This window comes from Saccharothrix ecbatanensis, from assembly GCF_014205015.1.
GTDB classification, from domain to species: Bacteria; Actinomycetota; Actinomycetes; order Mycobacteriales; family Pseudonocardiaceae; genus Actinosynnema; species Actinosynnema ecbatanense.
The window spans coordinates 1070441-1087669 of record NZ_JACHMO010000001.1; the positions used below are offsets into that span (position 1 = coordinate 1070441).

Here is a 17229-nt window from a genome sequence, read left to right on the forward strand (position 1 = left end):
GGACCTGTGGCTGGCCGAACGCGGCATCCGCCGATTCGCCCCAAACGGCATCAAAATCATGCTCAAACGCCGCGGCTTGGCCGCCGGCGTGACCGGCGTCCACGCCCACCGCTGGCGGCACAACTTCGCCCACGAATGGAAACGAGCCGGCGGCGACACCGGCGACCTGATGCTGCTGCTCGGCTGGACCTCCGAAGACGTGCCGCGCCACTACGGAGCCAGCGCGGCGGCCGAGCGAGCCCAGGAGACTCAACTCCGGATGGGCATCGGCGAACATGTTTGAGCTTCGGAGTCGCGTTGATGAGGCACATCGGCTACACCGAGGGGATCGCCCTTCTCGCGCGGGACGAAGACATGATCTTGCGCCAGGTGCCTTCCCGGACAGGACCACCCCCGCTCACACGGGGGAAGACAGTGACGCCGGGCTCGTGTCGGGCATCGGTCGCCAGACCACCCCCGCTCGCGCGGGGAAGACCTGGACGACGGCGTAGCCCACGCGGTGCCGTACGGACCACCCCCGCTCGCGCGGGGAAGACTTGCGCAGCGACAGCACGGCGAAGTTGGCGCCGGGACCACCCCCGCTCGCGCGGGGAAGACCTCGCCGAGCAGGGGATCACCGAGGGCAAGCTGGGACCACCCCCGCTCGCGCGGGGAAGACCCCGTCCGGTGTCTCCCAGGAAGGCGGGAAGCCGGACCACCCCCGCTCGCGCGGGGAAGACAAACTATCCAACACTGGTCCGTTCAGGTCATCCGGACCACCCCCGCTCGCGCGGGGAAGACAGACGGAAGGGGCCTGATGGCGGGTCTTCGCTGGGACCACCCCCGCTCGCGCGGGGCAGACACGGTGCGCGAGGTCGCTTTCGACCCGGCGTGGGGACCACCCCCGCTCGCGCGGGGAAGACGAACAGAGTCAAACCGCCGCCCTCAGAAATGCTGGACCACCCCCGCTCGCGTGGGGAAGACTAGCCAGCGATCCCCGTAACACACACACCGATCGGACCACCCCCGCTCGCGCGGGGAAGACGCGAAAGGCCCGGGCGGCGCCTTGTTGCTGGAGGGACCACCCCCGCTCGCGCGGGGAAGACGTCCGCCAGTCCGCACCGGGGGCGCGGATCGAAGGGACCACCCCCGCTCGCGCGGGGAAGACGACTCCCGAATGCAGGTTCGCTTCGACACCGAGGGACCACCCCCGCTCGCGCGGGAAGACAACGGCAAGAGCCGGAAGTCCTCGGCGTGCAACGGACCACCCCCGCTCGCGCGGGGAAGACACGACCGCGCCCGACGTGGACGACATCAACGAGTGGACCACCCCCGCTCGTGCGGGGAAGACCGTACTGTCCGGCCATGCCCCGACCACTTGGACGGACCACCCCCGCTGGCGCGGGGAAGACGGTTTCCTCGACGGGAAGCAGGACCCGGAGTTCGGACCACCCCCGCTCGCGCGGGGAAGACGTTCGGCGTGGTTCCCCCGACATTGGTCCAGAGGGACCACCCTTGCTCGCGCGGGGAAGACCGACCGAAAGCCTCTCCGAGGCGGCCGGGGCGGCGGACCACCCCCGCTCGCGCGGGGAAGACTCGGCCGCGGTGGCGGTCAAGCAGCGCTGATGGGGACCACCCCCGCTCGCGCGTGGAAGACACAAACTCTTGCCGGGGCATGAACGGGTTCGGCGGACCACCCCCGCTCGCGTGGGGAAGACGCCGACGTGATGGGCGACTAGGTGCTCAACGGCGGACCACCCCCGCTCGCGCGGGGGAAGACCTCACCACCCGGTCCGGTTTGCCGTCCACGATGGGATCACCCCCGCTTGCGCGGGAGAGACTCGGCGGTGATCAGGCCCGGCAAACCGATCGGAGGACCACCTCCGATCGCGCGGGGAAGACCGGCGCACGTGGCGGTGGTTCCAGGCCCGGCTGGGACCACCCCCGCTCGCGCGGGGAAGACGCGGGCACGGACAGGCAGGTCCGGACGACCTCGGGACCACCCCCGCTGGCGCGGGGAACACTGGGTCGCCAAGATGAACCTGCCGACGCTGTACGGACCACCCTGCTCGCGCAGGGAACACTTCGGATATATCGACTGTCGACTCCCTTGATCAGATAATCCCCGCTTGCATGGGAAAGTGTCGCCCTGGCCGACGCGACAGTCCGCGTGATCGGATCACCCCGCTTGCGTAGGGAACACGCCTGCCCGATCCCTTGGGTCGCTGAGGACGAGCTACCTATTGTCGCAGGATAAGGCATTCTGGCCAGTCACCTTACACGTTGCGGTGTGTTTATCCGGATCGTTCCGGTTTCGGATCTCGATGGCAGGTCGATGCCGTCGGACATGGCGTCTTACTCCAACGGGCAGGCGTCGAGGCGCGAGCGGCGCGTTCGCTGTCTGATCCGGAGGAGGTGCTTCGTGTGTGTGGGATGGCGGTTTCTATCACAGTTTTTGTGTGGCCTGAGGTTGCCGGTGGGTGGATGGGGTGGCGGTCGGACCGTGGGCGGCGCCTGTCAGCGACCGATGTGTACGCCGCCTGGCCGAGCCGGGGTGCACTGGATGTTGGTGGGCCGGCTCCTGCTGATTTGTGGGACTGGGTAGGTGGCTGGTCGTGGGTGGGTCGGCGGTTATTGGTCAATCCGGTTAATGTCGGGGTCGAGGTGTGCGGGTGGAGTGGGGTTGTGGTTTCCGGCCCGCCGGGCTACTTCGGTCCCATGGGACGCCGGATGAAAAGTCCTGCATTTAGCGGATTCTGCTTCCAGTGCCTTCCGACGCTGTCGGTATGTGGTGGTCTCCGATGTGTCCTTCTTGCATGCCTGCATCCGGTTAGTGATTTTCGGTCAATTTCGAAGTCGGTGGTGTGGAGATTCTTCATTGTTGCCGGGTTGGGGTCGGTGCGATCTCCGGCATGCGGTGTCGGTTCTACCGCATTTATGCGGAGCGGTCGGCTCCGATCGGCTGATGTTCTCGCGGTCATCCGGGCTGTACTGCGGATAATTTCTGGCGAGGCGTTGCTACGTTTGGGTGAATTTAGGTGCCGAAGGTGCTGGTGGTGCTGCCCTGATTGGATTTGTCGAACTGGCTTCTGCTTCCATGTCGCATCTCGGCGTCGGGAGAGCGCCGGGTTCTGATGCGAGGAGTGAAGCAATTGTGGGCATGCCTCCCGTGTGGGGTGCCTGGGGGAAGTGGTCGCGCGGACGGTCGCCGCATCCGTTGGTGTGCCACCTGATCGACACGGCGTTGGTGGCGCGGGAGCTGCTGCCGCGGTTGCTCGGACCCAGGTGTCTTGCGGTGTTGCGGGCGGCGTTTCGGCCGTTGGGGGACGCCGATGGTTGGATCGCCGTGCTGTGCGGCATCCACGACTTGGGCAAGTACTCGCCGACGTTCCAAGGGATCAAGGCCGAGCTGGCCGCCGAGCGTCTGGGGCCGGAAGCGGCGCCTGATGTCCACTTCGTGTGCAAACTCGACGGTGTGCAGCGCTTGGACGTGCCGCACGGCCTGCTGACGGCACTGCACGTCAAGGACATGCTCGCGTCGTGGGGAGTCGACACCGTTGTCGCCAGCGATATCGCGGTGGTGTTGGGTGGTCATCACGGATACTTCCCCAAGGGCTCGGCGGTCGCGCAGGCCCGGACGGCCCGGAACGACCACGGTGGCCAAAAGTGGGCGCGGTGGCGCGACGCGATGGTGCTACAGGTCGTTGATCATCTGGGGTTGGGCGATCCGCGGACGTTGCCGTGGTCGCAGGTCGAGTTCGGTATCGTCGCGGCTGTCAGCCTGGCGGGACTGACGACGGTCAGCGACTGGATCGCCTCCGACGAGTCGAACTACAAGTCGCCCGACGGGCCATTCGATCTTGCCGAGTATGTCCGCGTCGCACGTCCGCGCGCCGTCGATGCGGTCGTGAAGGCCGGTGTGCAGCGGTGGACACCGCCGGTCGACACCAGCTTCAGGGGCCTCAACCCGACGGCGCCGGATGTGCGGCCGGTTCAGGTGGTGGCCGAGCGGTTGGCGGCTGATCGGCGTGGGCCCACGATGGTGGTGGTCGAAGCGCCGACCGGTGAGGGCAAGACATTGCTGGCGTTCCAGGTGGCAACGACGTTGGTGCGCAACCTGGAGCTGTCCGGTGTGTACGTGGGCATGCCGACCAAAGCCACGAGCAACCAGGTGCTGGACGAGTTCGAGGCGCTGTTGGAACGGATCGGGGACACCACCGGTGTGCATCTGGTGCACTCCGACGCCCGAGCCCACCTGGCCGAGCGGGACACCGAGCCGTCGGATGTCGGTCGTGACGATCCGCACGACGGTGACGCCGCGGCCCGGGAGTGGTTCACCCGGAAGAAAAGCCTGCTGGCCAGTCTGGGTATCGGGACCGTGGACCAGGTGGTCCGGGCGGGCATCCGATCCGGGCACGGGTTCGTGCGGCTGGCCGGGTTGTCGGGGAAGGTCGTGGTGTTCGACGAGGTGCACGCCTACGGCGTGCACATGTCGACGCTGCTCGACCGGCTGCTGATGTGGTTGGGGCGGTTGGGTGTCTCGGTGGTGATGTTGTCGGCGACGTTGCCGACGCGACGTCGTGACGAGTTGGTCAGGGCGTGGCAGGCGGGGCTGACGGGACGTCGTTCCGGCATGGTGGCCGCGGTGCCCGCCTGTGAGGGCTACCCACGGGTGACTGTGGCTGGCGAGGATGGGGTCGCTGTGCAGGAGGCCGGTGTCTCGATGATCAATCAGGGGCGGGACGTCGTGCTCGACCACCCTGTACCGGCCGAGCAGGTGGTGTCGTGGCTGCTGGATCAGGCGCGCAGCGGACGCGGTGTCGCGGCGGTGCACAACACCGTGGCCCGCGCCAAGAGGACCTACGAGGAGGTGGACGCGGCGGTCGCCCGACTGCCTGAGGAATACTTCGCCGAGGGTGTGCGGCCGGTGGTGAAGCTGATCCACGGGCAGATGGATCGCGTCGAGCGCAGCGACGTAGAGGAATGGCTCCGACGCGGGTTCGGCCCTCGCGGCAGCCGCGCACCGGCCATCGTCGTAGGGACGCAGGTACTGGAACAGAGCCTCGACCTGGACTTCGACGCGATGCTGATTGACCTCGCGCCAATGGATCTGGTGATCCAGCGCGCGGGACGAGTCCACCGGCACAACCGCAAGCAGCGAGGGCCGCTGCTACTGGGCATCACCGGAGTGACCGACACCGACGGCGCACCGGTGTTCCCGCCACACGTGCACACGATCTACTCCCGCTACATCCTGCTGCGAACCTGGGCGCTGCTGCGACACCGCACGGTGATCCGCTGCCCGCGGGAGGTTCCCGCCCTGGTCGACACCGTCTACGGCCCGGCGGAGGCCGTCACGTGCCCCTCCGGGTGGGAGACGACGTGGCGGCAGGCGGAGGCGGCACACCGCGCGCACGGTCACAGGCAGGTCGACCGGGCGGCGAATCTGTACCTGCCCGTACCGGTCGGGGAGGTCGCCCTGGAACAACTGTCCGAGCAACCGCAAGATCCCCGACGGACTCGTGAGGGCAAGGGGAACCGGTGATCGACGACGAGTACGACGACCTCGACACCGTGGTCGAAGTGGTCCTGTTGCGAGCCGACGAGAACGGTTCGGCCGGCAGGATCATCCCGGTGCGCGGCCTGACGTCGATAGACCTCACCGCCACCGGACTCACCGCGACGGCGGTGCGGGAGTTGACGGACTCCAGCACTGTCCTGTCAGCCCCGGACGGAGTGCCGTCGGAGGTGGTGCACGTCCTGCGGGCAGCACCGGTTCCGCCGCTGTTCGCCGGCTCCTCATGGCTGCGCCACCACCGGCCGCTGGTGCTGCGTAACGGGCGATGCCCGGTCGCGGGCCACATCCTCAACTACGAACCGGAGTCCGGCGTGTACGTCGATGGTGACCTGTGACGCGTGAGGCGGCGACATCGTTCGACCTGCTAACCGAGCGGTGGATCCCGGTGATCGACCGCAACGGCACACCCGACAAGGTCGGGCTGAGACGACTGCTGCTCGAATCACACGCGCTCCGGCGCATCTCCGGCAGCACCTCGCCCATGACCGCCGCCTTGTACCGGCTGGTGCTGGCGTTGTTCCACCGCGCCTACGCGGTGACCACCGAAGTGGAGTGGAAAGACCGCTGGGAGGCCAAGTCGTTGCCGGCCAAGCCGCTGCAGAAGTACCTGGCCGACTTCGGCGACCGGTTCGACTTGTTCGATCCACAACGGCCCTTCCTGCAATGCCCGGCGCTGGCACGCGTCACACCCCAGACCCCGGCGAAGCTGATTCCCCACCGCGCGGTGGGCAACAACGTCACCCTGTTCGACCACACCACCGCCACCGACATCACGCTGCTCGATCCGGACGAAGCCGCCTGCTGGCTGATCACCACCCAGGCGTTCGACCCAGGCGGCACCAAAACCCCCTATGAGCGCGTGAGGTCATCGAAGCTGGCACCGTGCAACCGCCTGGGCGTCGTCCTGGTCGAGGGCGACACCCTGCTGCAAACGCTGCTGTTCAACGCCCTGCTGTACGACCCGGAACTGCATAAGCCGCGCAAGACCACGATCGACGACGCGCCGATCTGGGAAGCGGCCGTTCCCCCGCCGGGCATCCCGGACAAACGGCCGGCGCGTGGCTGGACGGATCTGTTGACCTGGCCCTCACGGCGCATCCTGCTCTCCCACCGCCGCGACGGTGACGCCATCAAGGTCGACGGGGTCGTCATCACGCCCGGGGTCGAATTCACCGGTGAGCTGGTGCACGACGAGAAAATGGCGGCTTTTCGTCAGCCGACCGGGAAAAACGGCAAGCCGAAGAAAGACGCGCCGCTGCAGCCGATCCGGCTGGCCCCACTGCGTGGCGTGTGGCGGCACAGCGTCGAACTCCTGCTCGCCGACCAGCCGGGGGAGGGGCGGTCCCGGGTGAGGCCACCAGCGCTGGACCAGATCGCCAGACTGGCCGAGCGCGGCCGGCTGCCGCAAGGCGCCTCCTACACCCTGCGTGTGTTCGGTCAACAGCTGAACAAGGAGCAGTCCGTGGTCGTGGACTACCTCGAAGACGCGGTACCGGCACCGGTGGCGCTTCTACGTGCCAATGACCCGGTCGTGGCGACCCTGGTGGGCATCGCGATCGCACTCGCCGACGACGCCGGGGCCGCGCTGCGCCACTTGGAAAGCGGCTATCGGGAGGAACGGCGAGCCAAACCCGTCTCCGGACTCGATCTGGCGTACTGGCCGCACCTGACCAACGCCTTCGGCGAGCTGCTGGAGGATATGGCCAAGGCCCGGCGGAAACAGCGCCCGGAGACCGATGCGCTGACCGCGTGGGCCGAGCACGTCGCCCGCACCGTCCGGTCCGCCGGCAACCGCTGGGCCACAGGCGCCTCGATCGACGGACGTGACCTGCTGATCATCGCCAAACACGTCGAGAAGTTCGACAACATCGTCGCCAAGCTCGTGCGCACCTTCCAGGCGAAGGTGCGCGGCTCCCTCACGAAAGAGCAGGACGGGTGACAGACAACCACCTCAGGCAACGCCGCCGGGCGTTCACCGGCTACCTCTACGGCCTCTACCACGGCCTGTCCTCCGACAACGGCACCAAGGCCGCCGAGTCCCGCCGCGTACTGGCCCGCCTGCGGCGGACGTTCTCCGGTCCACGTCAGGAAGCCGAAGCCTACGAGTACGTCTTCACACACGACCCCCCGCGCAGCGAGGAGGAGGCGTGGCTGCTGGTGGCCGGGTTGTTCGCCCTGCATCCGCAGCCGCGGCGCGATCCGTCCCGACGCGGCTCGATGGGCGGCTCGATGGGCGAGCTGGAGGCCCGGCGCGGTTTAGCCGCTGCCCGGCGCTTCACCGACCTGGTGGCGCGCGACCGCGACGGCCTGCCGCACCACCTGCGCCAGACCATCCGACTGCTGGCCTCCCACGACATCACCGTCAACTACGACCAGCTGCTGGACGACCTGGCGATCCTGCTCGGTGACGACTACCGCGAGCAGGACGTCCGCAGCGTCCGCCTGCGGTGGGCCCGTGAATTCCACCGCCCATCACCCGAGCGCGCCGCCATGACCACTGCCAAGGCCACCGACACGGTCGATGACGAGCCGGACGACGACTCGGCCCAAGACGACTTCGCCACCACGGAGAACTTGTGATCCTCGAACTGCACCTGCTCCAGTCCTTCCCGGTCAGCAACCTCAACCGCGACGACACCGGCCAACCCAAGACCGCCACCTTCGGAGGCCAGAGCCGCGCCCGCATCTCCAGCCAGTCGCTCAAGCGCTCCGCCCGCCTGTTGTTCAACGACTACGGCCTGGACAAGTCCGAGACAGGGATGCGCACCAAACGGCTGATCGGCAACGCCGCCAAGCGACTGGCCGGGGCAGGGCGTGACGCCGAGACCGCGCCCGGCGTCGTGACCGCCGCGCTGGAATACCTCGGGTTCGGCGTGGACCAGGACAAACTGCTGACCGAATACTTGCTGTTCGTCGGTCCCGAAGCCATCGACCGGCTGGCCGACTACAGCCAGACCCACTGGGACACCCTGGCCGTGACGGCGGCGGCCAAGGCCGCCGCGAAGCAGGCCGAAGACGAGGCCAAGGTCAAAACCAAAGGCAGGGTCAAGAAGGCGAAAATCGAGAAGCCGAAGCCCGACAAGCAGGCCGAGGCCGATGCCAAGCACATCCTCGACGGCGCCCGAGCCGTGGACGTAGCCCTGTTCGGGCGCATGATCGCCGACAACAAGGACTTCAACGTCAACGCCGCATCCCAGGTCGCCCACGCCCTGTCGACCCACGCCGTGCGCAACGAGTTCGACTTCTACACCGCCGTCGACGACCTCAAACCCGACGCCGAGTCCGGCGCCGACATGATCGGTACCGTCGACTTCAACTCCGCCTGCTACTACCGCTACGCCAACGTCGACATCGCCCAGCTGACCACCAACCTCTCCAGCGACTCCGACCTGGTCGACCGCGGCCTGCGCGCCTGGCTGTACTCCTTCATCCACGCCGTCCCCAGCGGCAAGCAGAACTCCATGGCCGCCCGCACCCTGCCCGATACCCTGCTGGGCGTCGTCCGCGACCGCGGCGCGTGGAACCTGGCCAACGCCTTCCTCAAGCCGGTCGTCGCCGACGACCTAATGGCAGCCTCCACCGAGCGCCTCACCGCCCACTTCGCCCGCCTGCGCGACTTTTACGGCAACGGCCAGATCCGTGCCGTCGCCGCAGCCTCCGTCACCGGTGACATCGCGCACCTGGATCCCAGCGACACAGTCACCGGCATCGACCAGTTCACCACCCGCCTGCTCACCGCGACCCGCAGCTGACCACCATGTCCACCTCTCTGGCCCTGTGCTTCGACGCACCCCTGCAGTCCTGGGGCACCCGATCACCCGGCACCCTGCGCGACACCGCCGCCGAACCGACCAAATCCGGTGTCGTCGGCCTGCTGGCCGCCGCCTTGGGCGTCCACCGCGACGACCACGACGCGATCACCGATTTGGCCGCGCTCACCCTGGCCGTTCGCATCGACCGCGAAGGCATCCTCGAACGCGACTTCCACACGACCCAGAACGTCCCCACCACGCTGGGCAAAGGCCACCGCACCGTAGTCAGCGAGCGCTACTACCTCGCCGACGCCCTCTTCCTAGTCATCGTCGAAGGCAAACCGGAACTACTGCGCCAACTGAGCTATGCGATCGACAGCCCGTGCTGGCCGGTGTTCTTCGGCCGACGCGCCTTCGTCCCCGCACGACCACTGCTCACCCGCACCGGCCTCACCAACCAACCCGCCATCCAGGTCCTGAGCACGCACCCGTGGCTGGAAAACGACCCCGACATCAGGACGAGCGAAAGCGACAAAACCGAGCGCGTGCCGTTGCGCACCGTCATCGACTGCGAAGCCGTCACAGCGGGCGCCGTGCTGCGCCGTGACCACCCGATCAGCTTCACCCACGGCGACCGACGGCATGGCCACCGTTACATCCTGCCCGGCACCACCCCGCTCACCGATCCCATGATCAACGATGGAGACCAAGTCCAGTGTTCCTGACCAAACTCTCCCTCAACGTCAGGTCCCGCGAGTTCCGTCGCGACTTCGCCGACGTCCACGACCAGCACCGCACCGTCATGTCCGCCTACCCCGACACCGACGGCGACACCCCCGCCCGCCAAGCCCACGGCGTGCTGTGGCGCCTGGACCCCACCCACATCGGCTACACCGCCTACATCCAAAGCCACACTGAACCCACCTGGGCCGACCTGGCCCGCGACTACACCACCGCCACCCCCGAAGTCCGACCACTGCAACCAGTGCTCGACGCCATCGCGCCCGGCCGCAAACTGTCCTTCCGGCTACTCGCCAACGCCACCCAGGACACCCGCCCCGTCGAACTCAAAGGCAAGACCCGCCGCGTGGCACACCACAAACCCGACGACCAGATCGCCTGGCTCATCCGCAAAGGCGAACAACACGGCTTCGTTATCCCCACCGCCCGCGACGGCCAACCCGACGTCAACCCCTCACCCGTCCCGAGAATGACCGGCCGCAAAGACAACAGCACCATCACCATCGACCCGGTCCGCTTCGACGGTCACCTCATCATCACCGACCACACCGCCTTCACCCACGCCCTCACCACCGGCATCGGACGCGCCAAGGCCTACGGCTGCGGCCTACTCACCCTCGCCCCACCACGCAACACCTAACCCGAGATCCACCCCACGACGACGCGGACAGACCGGATCCCATCCAACCGGCGCGACCACTTCACCCCGCTCGCGCGGGAAGATGGCCGCGAACGCGGTCGCATCGATGTCAGGCTGGGGTCAGCCCCATTTGCGCCGCGGCAAGAGGACCCGGCCGCAGCGGTTCGGGCATGTCACCGTCACCCACAGACCGGCCGTTGCTCGACCGCGCCGAACACCACAGCTTCACCGCTCGCGCGGGGCGACACGCTTGAGCAGAGCGGCACTCCCAGGCTTGAGGCGGACCACCCCCGCTCGCGCGGGGAAGACCTGGCACACGCCGTCCGCGTAGCCCTTGCGGACGGACCACCCCCGCTCGCGCGAGGAAGACCAACCTGATGGGCACAACCATGCCGTCCTCAACGGACCACCCCCCGCTCGCGCGGGGAAGACCCACTCGGTGGTACCGCGAAACGCAGCGAGCACGGACCACCCCCGCTCGCGCAGGGAAGACGCCCGTTTGCAGTCCGGGCACGGGCAGCCCCACGGACCACCCCCGCTCGAGCGGGGAAGACGTGGGTCTGCGTTCCCTGGTCGGCAGTTCGTTCGGACCACCCCCCGCTCGCGCGGGGAAGACATTTCTTGACCAGGCACTTTACGCAACGAATCACTGTTCTGGCATCAGTTTGTTGCTGGGGCGGCTTCACGTTGAATCGCATGTCGAACTGGGCTTGTCGCCCGTCAGGTCGCAACTGTTCGAAGGACTGCTCGTGCTCAACGACCTGTTCTCCCGCGGCATCGCCGTCAAGGTGCTCGAAGGCATCGCCGCTGGCGAACACGTCGAACGCAACCTCATCCTCGACCTCGCCCTGGCCGAGGACCGCCGCCGCGACATCGTCCGCAAGACCCGCAACGGCCTGGACTCCGCCCGAGCCTGCGGCCCGCTCATGCCACAAGTCGCGCGCTTGGAACGTCCGCTTCTGCCGATGAGCGGACGCGATGCACGACGACATGCCCTCGATCAAATGCCGGACGCCACCCATGATCCGCACCTCAACAAGCCACACACGATCAGGCTCCGGAGCGCTCGGGTTACCGCGCGATGCTCAGTGTGTGGGAGGTCGGCGACACCGGCCACGCCTTGTAGTCCCACCTGGCGTGCAGCACGTGGTCTCGTCGGCAACCGCGAAACCCAGGGTGGGCAGCGGTCAGCCCGCTGAAGAAGGCGGCCCGCGAACTGCTGGGCTATCCGCATCTGACACTGGCGCGCATGGCCGCAGTGACGCCTACGACCTCGTCAACGGCGAAGACACACGGGGTCGAACTTCGCGAGGCATCGCAAGAGTGCGGACGAAGCGGGTGCGAACAACGTCCGCCGCACGATCGATCCCCCAGGCACACCGGATGCGGGATTTGCCGGTCAAGCACCGATACATCTTACCTCTAAAGACCTCACGGCAGGTCCTTAAGGCACCTGCACCAGGCGTACCCGCGACGGTTCGATTACTCATCGGCTTCCGCCTTTGCATGTTCTGCCATCTTGAGCCGTAGCGGTTCATAGCACGAGGTTTCGAGTTCGTCGCACGGGCCGAAGTCCTCGATGACACCGGCCTTTTTCCATTCCCCAATCCTCCCAAGAGAGACGGCAACGCTTGCCGCGAGCAGTGGTGGATGAGTGCTGAAGCGGTTGATGAACGACAGAAGAGGGTTGTCGTCCGGGTCATCGTCTGGGCCACTCTGGTAAATGTAGGTCAAGTTCGGATTATTATTGACCATCGCGAAGATGCGCCGGACGGTGTCCTCGGAAGTCAATTCGGCAAGATCGGGCGGTGCGTTCTTCTTGCTCAGACGCTTCCAGAACCTTTTTCCGACAGGTTTATCAATCCCTTGGTCGATACGCGAAAACTTGACGACTGTCGCCCGCGCCTCTTCGTAGTCCTCAGGCATGGCCTCAAGTTGCCGCAGGTTCACTCCGTCGAAGACCACGCGGATGACCCACATTAGTGCGGGGATCAAGCGGTCGTAGTGGAGCGAATTCTCGTGAATCTTGTCTACGCCAGAATTGAACATGGATTCCACGGCCGGCCTGTATGGGTGCCACTTTTCCTTGAAGTCGAACGGCGGGTCTGTACCGAGATCCTTGAGCATCGCGTGACATCGGTAATGCCAGAAGATGTCGTATGCCGCCAACACTGTGTGATAACCTCGTCTGAGCTGTTCCGCGCGACGTTGCTCTCTCTGGCCGAAGAGGTCGAGTTTCTTCGCTCGCAGGGTCACGAATCCGGTGATGATCGCTACGGCGAGACCGGCTATGCCCGCAATGATCGCTGTTCCCACAGGCATATGATCAGGCACCACAGCGGTGGTTATGCGGCTCGTCAACGGATTGACCTCAGGTTCACCGTCTTGGAGTAGTGGCTGGCGAAGTGGGTCGTGGCGATCACAGGCCGCCCCTTCGGGCGAGGCCCCCGCAACCGCAACGCGAAGGACTATGACTGGACCACCGTGGAGGACATCCCGTGGACGGGGCCGTCTCGGGATCTTCCGTCACGACGCCGTCAGCGCTGGAACGTCGAGGCGCGGGCGTGGTGGGAGGCGGTGCGGCAGATGCCGCACTGTCGTTTTGGGCCGGACCAGACTGGCGGTTTGGGATCGAGACCGTCCGCTTGGAAAGGGGTTCTGCGCGGTGAGTGGAACCGCCCGGCTGAGCTGCGGTTGCGCTCGGCCAAGCTCGGCTTGACGCACGAAAACCGGCTCAAGCTCCGCATCCGGTATGTCGAGCCTCTCGACGAGGCCGCCATGCCCGCAGCCGATCCCGCCGTCGTGACGCGCCTGGACGACCGCCGCAAGAGGTTGTCTGGTGCCCCCTCGTGTTTCAACCGCGCCGTTGTGGGATGGGACGTCAGGAGTACTCACCACGGAGGCGTGCTTGCTGCTGCCGGTTCTCTGCGGTAAGCAGCCGTTTCTGCTCGGCCGCGATGCCGATCTCTGCCACACGGATGAGCGCGGGAACACGCTCGCCGAGGCTCTTGTAGTACGCCAGAGCGGCATCGGCCCGCTGGATGTCGTCACCCCGTGCCGCTTCGGACATGGGGAGAGCTGCGTCGGCGATGAGGTCGGCTGTGACGCCACGTCTGAGCAGGAGCGGTCCGAGTTGGTCGACGGCGTCTTCGCCGCCAGCGATCGCTTGGAGGAGGTGCTTGGTAAACAGCACGCCTTCGTTCAACAGGTCTTCGGCGAGTGTGGCGTCATTCCCTAGGAGTTGGGTGAGCAGGCTATGGCCGATTCGTGGCTGGTCGAGCGCGAGATACTGTCGGATAAGGCGTGCACGGAGTGGGGCCGTCAAACTCGCAAGGTATTTCTCGCAGCCGCAGGGCCTGAGTGGCAGCAGGTAGCGTGCCTCGGCGAATTCACTCAATCTTCGCTCGTACCACTCCGCCGCCAGGTCTTGATCGTGAGTGATCAGCCCCTTGAGCATACTGTTGATGTGCCAACCATTATTCTCGCCCTGATCTGCGCGCAAGTTCAGGAAGGCATTGCGCCATGCGGTGCGCCAGGTGTCTGGTATGGACATCCACCGCCCGTCCACTGGGTCGAACTGGAGCGCGGTTGCTGCGGCTATCTCCGGCACCGGATGTGTGAGCAAGCGGTAGAGGATATCTTTGTTGGTGTCCCTGAAATGTCCGTAGCTCAACAGTCTGGCGTCGTCGGCTTGGAGACCGTCAACGACGGAAACCACGGTGTCGTTCAGCGTGGAATTGGACAGTACGCTGGCGATGACGATGGGCCGACGTTGCGGTTGCGCGAGTTCGGTTTGAAGGACATCGGCAGGAAGGTCAGATGCAGCCTTGGACAGGGACTCGGCTAAGGCGCTCTGCATGAGATGGGGGAGATCGGCGTCGCGCGCTCGGAGGTACCACTCGACAGGCCCGGCGAGCTGTGGCGCCATCAAACCTGCCACGTTGGATCCGGCCCACTCGTGGCCGGCGTGCCTTGCCTCCGCGGTGAGATAGGCGAATCGGGCGACACCGTCGGCGGGACCGAGACAGGCCAACCTCGTCGCCAACGCTCTGGTTTCAGCAGCCAACTCTTCCAGGTGACGTCGGAGATCATCCGGCTCGACGCTTGGAGGTCGGTGTGAACCGACGAACGCCACCAGGTCAACGTCCGCGTCGAACCCCGGCAGATCGCCTGATCCGGAGTGCTTGAGGAAACGGTCGGCCCTCAGTGCCAGACCGGGATGGGTTTGAGTCCACGCCTGGAGCGACTGGAGAATCACACGCCCACCATCGATGCCGGCTGCGACCTGCTCGGGGTGCAAGGTGACACCAGCGGCGGAGGAGCCACGGCCCAACCGTACCCATTCACCCGCCAGGTCGATCAGCGGACGGATTGCCTCCGGAGGGCATCCCCTACCGGTGTCCGACCGTGCCAGGTCGAGTGGCGCGGGCACACGTGACCACAAGATGATGAGCTGGCGCAGCGTTGCAGGGCTGGCTACGCCGTGGCCGAACACAATGGCGTCAACGTTGCTCAAGGAAGGCCAGGTGCCTTCCAGTTCCGGCGACAGCACACCTGCGACGGTCTCGGTCGTGACAAGCCACCGCTCAGGTGTTCTGTCGCGAGTCAACCAGTCCAGCACGGTGTCGAGGATTCGCTCTCGTGCCGTTACATCTCGTGCCCCGTCAGGATCGAGCCTTGTCGCTGCTTCCTTGAGGACCCGAAGGGGGTGGTCGGGGGTTTGGTGGCGAGGTCGGGTGTCGCCGATCGCTGCATCGAGCAGCACGCGAACCGCTTCGGGCAAGGCCCAGCGTCGGACGACGGTCGATGCCAGCGAGTGTGCGGGACCGAAGTGGGGGTCGTCCTGTAGTGCGGCGACTGCCGCCTGCGTCGCCCGGTGCCCGGCGTGTTCGTTCAACGTTGCGTAGAGTTCCAGCCTGTTGAACACTGCCCGTGTCGTATTCCCGCTCTGGATTACCATGTCGGCCCAAGCGTCGGCCAGCCGCTGGGCTTCTTCCGATCCCGTGTGGGCAGCGAGCAGCACAGCTTCGGCCAGACCTCCCGGACGGCCGGGAAAAGCAGCATCCAGGGTGGACAGCGTTCTGCGGGCCGGACTGGTGAAGAACCACCGTGCGACCAAGGGGCCTCGTAGCACGGGTTGCAGGCTCCATCCGGAAGGAGCTTGGTCGAGCAAACCATTGTGGGCCAACCGGTACAGCAGGCCGCTGATGTCCGCTGGTGCCATCCCGACCAACGAGGCGAGCTGTTGGATGTCCTCGGCGTCGGCGTGGCCCAGCGCCGCGATGCAGGCCAACACATCCACCGCGGCTTCGGACGTCGTCGCTGCGAGGAGGAATCTCTCGACGTTCGCGACCAGGGCACGACCGGTCGCCACCTGGTAGCCGTCACCCTTGAGCAGCAGATCGCACAACGCCAACGCCCACCCCGGGCGCCCGCGCGCCTGCATCAGAATCGATGCACGGGCCTGGTGACCGGTCACCCCGACCGACTGCAACAACGCGTCCATAGCGCCGCGCTCGATCGGAGGCACGGACAGCTCGGTCGCGGCCGGCAGCCGCGATACTACTTCCTGCAGCCGATCGGGCCATGTCGTGGCGACGATCGAAAACGACAGCCCTTCCTGACGCCGTGCCCGCCGCAGCAGGTCGATGTCCGAAAGTCTGACGTGGGCATCGTCCACCACGACCGCCGCCGGCCGAGCCATGAGCAGGTCGTCAAGGACCTGGCCCGGTTCCGCAGCCTCCAGAAACTTCACTACACGCTGCAACTCCTGAACGAGCCGAGTCTTCCCCACCCCGGGTTGCCCGACCACGACGAAGTCCTTGGCAGCGTCCACGAGCTCCTGAGCATGTGCGCGTTCAGCATCACGGCCGAACATCTCCGCCGCGCCGAGGCCGTCGTCTCCGACTCGGTTAAGCGGACTGTCGAGCAGTGATCCCAGGTGTCCGCGAACCCCGGTCAACCGCTCGCGCCACGTTGGCTCGGTCGCCAACCTGTTGACCAGCCACGTGCGCGCGTAGATGTGCGGCGCCACGACCCCGTGCTCGTCGCACAAGCGCTCGAGCGTCGCACGTGTCCGGGCATCGACCGGTCCAGAGCACGCCATCACAACAAGATCTACACGTTGATTTTCGGCCTTCAGTCTCTGAAGACCACGTCGCATGTTGGCGACCGGATCACCGGTGGTCACCATCAGACGGCCACGCGCCTCAGCGCCCGAAGCCGGAAGAGGGAAGTACACGTCGCCGTCGCGGCCGAAGTCATGACCACCCTCCACCGCGGACAAGCCGGGATAGACCGGCTGAAGCAAGGCGCAGGCGGCCCTCTCGAATTCGCCGGGCTCCAAGCGTCGCTCATCCAGCGCCCGCGTGATCCGAGTGACCAGGTCCACCGGACGATGGTAGGCCCCATCACGACCCAAGGACAGGAAAGACAACCTGATTATCGTCCGGGACACCTTCGGTGTGCTGCTGCTCGCCCCGCGCACTTGGAAGATCGTTGATCGATGCGTTGTCCGTTTCGCGCGGACCTCGCGTGAG

At 66.3% G+C, this 17229-nt stretch carries 11 protein-coding genes and 1 CRISPR repeat array; of the genes, 9 read left to right on the forward strand and 2 right to left on the reverse strand.

Annotated features, from left to right (window positions below; all coding sequences use genetic code 11):
- Positions 1–58: 58 nt before the first annotated feature.
- The 9 genes from F4560_RS44095 (at position 59) to F4560_RS43385 (ending at position 11889) form a co-directional block, all read left to right on the forward strand.
- The gene (locus tag F4560_RS44095) at positions 59–283 is read left to right on the forward strand and encodes a site-specific integrase (RefSeq protein WP_246477731.1); all 225 of its coding nucleotides are present in this window, start codon (positions 59–61) and stop codon (positions 281–283) included.
- Positions 284–447: 164 nt separating this feature from the next.
- A CRISPR array of direct repeats spans positions 448–1575; the repeat unit is 28 nt; unit sequence GGACCACCCCCGCTCGCGCGGGGAAGAC.
- Positions 1576–3139: 1564 nt separating this feature from the next.
- Positions 3140–5524, forward strand: coding sequence for a CRISPR-associated helicase Cas3' (gene cas3, locus F4560_RS04880; protein WP_184928898.1), 2385 nt, complete (start codon positions 3140–3142; stop codon positions 5522–5524).
- Complete coding sequence (locus F4560_RS04885) at positions 5521–5892, forward strand: hypothetical protein (RefSeq protein WP_184916807.1); 372 nt, start codon at positions 5521–5523, stop codon at positions 5890–5892. The genes cas3 and F4560_RS04885 overlap by 4 nt, the downstream gene beginning before the upstream one ends.
- Complete coding sequence (gene casA / locus F4560_RS04890) at positions 5889–7496, forward strand: type I-E CRISPR-associated protein Cse1/CasA (protein ID WP_184916810.1); 1608 nt, start codon at positions 5889–5891, stop codon at positions 7494–7496. The genes F4560_RS04885 and casA overlap by 4 nt, the downstream gene beginning before the upstream one ends.
- Entirely contained in the window at positions 7493–8137 is a 645-nt protein-coding gene (casB, locus tag F4560_RS04895; RefSeq protein WP_184916812.1) for a type I-E CRISPR-associated protein Cse2/CasB, read from the forward strand. The genes casA and casB overlap by 4 nt, the downstream gene beginning before the upstream one ends.
- Positions 8134–9309, forward strand: coding sequence for a type I-E CRISPR-associated protein Cas7/Cse4/CasC (gene cas7e, locus F4560_RS04900; protein ID WP_184916815.1), 1176 nt, complete (start codon positions 8134–8136; stop codon positions 9307–9309). Before casB ends, cas7e begins: the two co-directional genes overlap by 4 nt.
- A gap of 5 nt (positions 9310–9314) precedes the next feature.
- Complete coding sequence (gene cas5e / locus F4560_RS04905) at positions 9315–10034, forward strand: type I-E CRISPR-associated protein Cas5/CasD (RefSeq protein WP_184916817.1); 720 nt, start codon at positions 9315–9317, stop codon at positions 10032–10034.
- A complete protein-coding gene (gene cas6e, locus F4560_RS04910; RefSeq protein WP_184916820.1) occupies positions 10025–10690 on the forward strand; it encodes a type I-E CRISPR-associated protein Cas6/Cse3/CasE in 666 nt (221 codons plus the stop codon). The genes cas5e and cas6e overlap by 10 nt, the downstream gene beginning before the upstream one ends.
- A 749-nt stretch (positions 10691–11439) precedes the next feature.
- Positions 11440–11889: a hypothetical protein gene (locus tag F4560_RS43385; RefSeq protein WP_221483341.1), complete on the forward strand. Its 450-nt coding sequence runs from the start codon at positions 11440–11442 to the stop codon at positions 11887–11889.
- Positions 11890–12172: 283 nt separating this feature from the next.
- Here the strand turns inward: F4560_RS43385 and F4560_RS04920 are convergent, their stop codons facing one another.
- Together F4560_RS04920 and F4560_RS04925 are read right to left on the reverse strand one after the other, a co-directional pair.
- Positions 12173–13006, reverse strand: a complete 834-nt coding sequence (locus F4560_RS04920) for a hypothetical protein (RefSeq protein WP_184916822.1) — start codon at positions 13004–13006, stop codon at positions 12173–12175.
- Between the two features lie 565 nt (positions 13007–13571).
- Positions 13572–17081, reverse strand: coding sequence for a P-loop NTPase family protein (locus F4560_RS04925; RefSeq protein ID WP_184916825.1), 3510 nt, complete (start codon positions 17079–17081; stop codon positions 13572–13574).
- Between the last annotated feature and the right edge of the window lie 148 nt (positions 17082–17229).

Excerpts from the sequence above, each read along its gene's own strand:
- cas5e (WP_184916817.1), top strand. The coding sequence starts at position 9,315 with ATGTCCACCTCTCTGGCCCTGTGCTTCGACGCACCCCTGCAGTCCTGG.
- F4560_RS44095 (WP_246477731.1), top strand. The coding sequence starts at position 59 with ATGCTCAAACGCCGCGGCTTGGCCGCCGGCGTGACCGGCGTCCACGCC.
- cas3 (WP_184928898.1), top strand. The coding sequence starts at position 3,140 with ATGCCTCCCGTGTGGGGTGCCTGGGGGAAGTGGTCGCGCGGACGGTCG.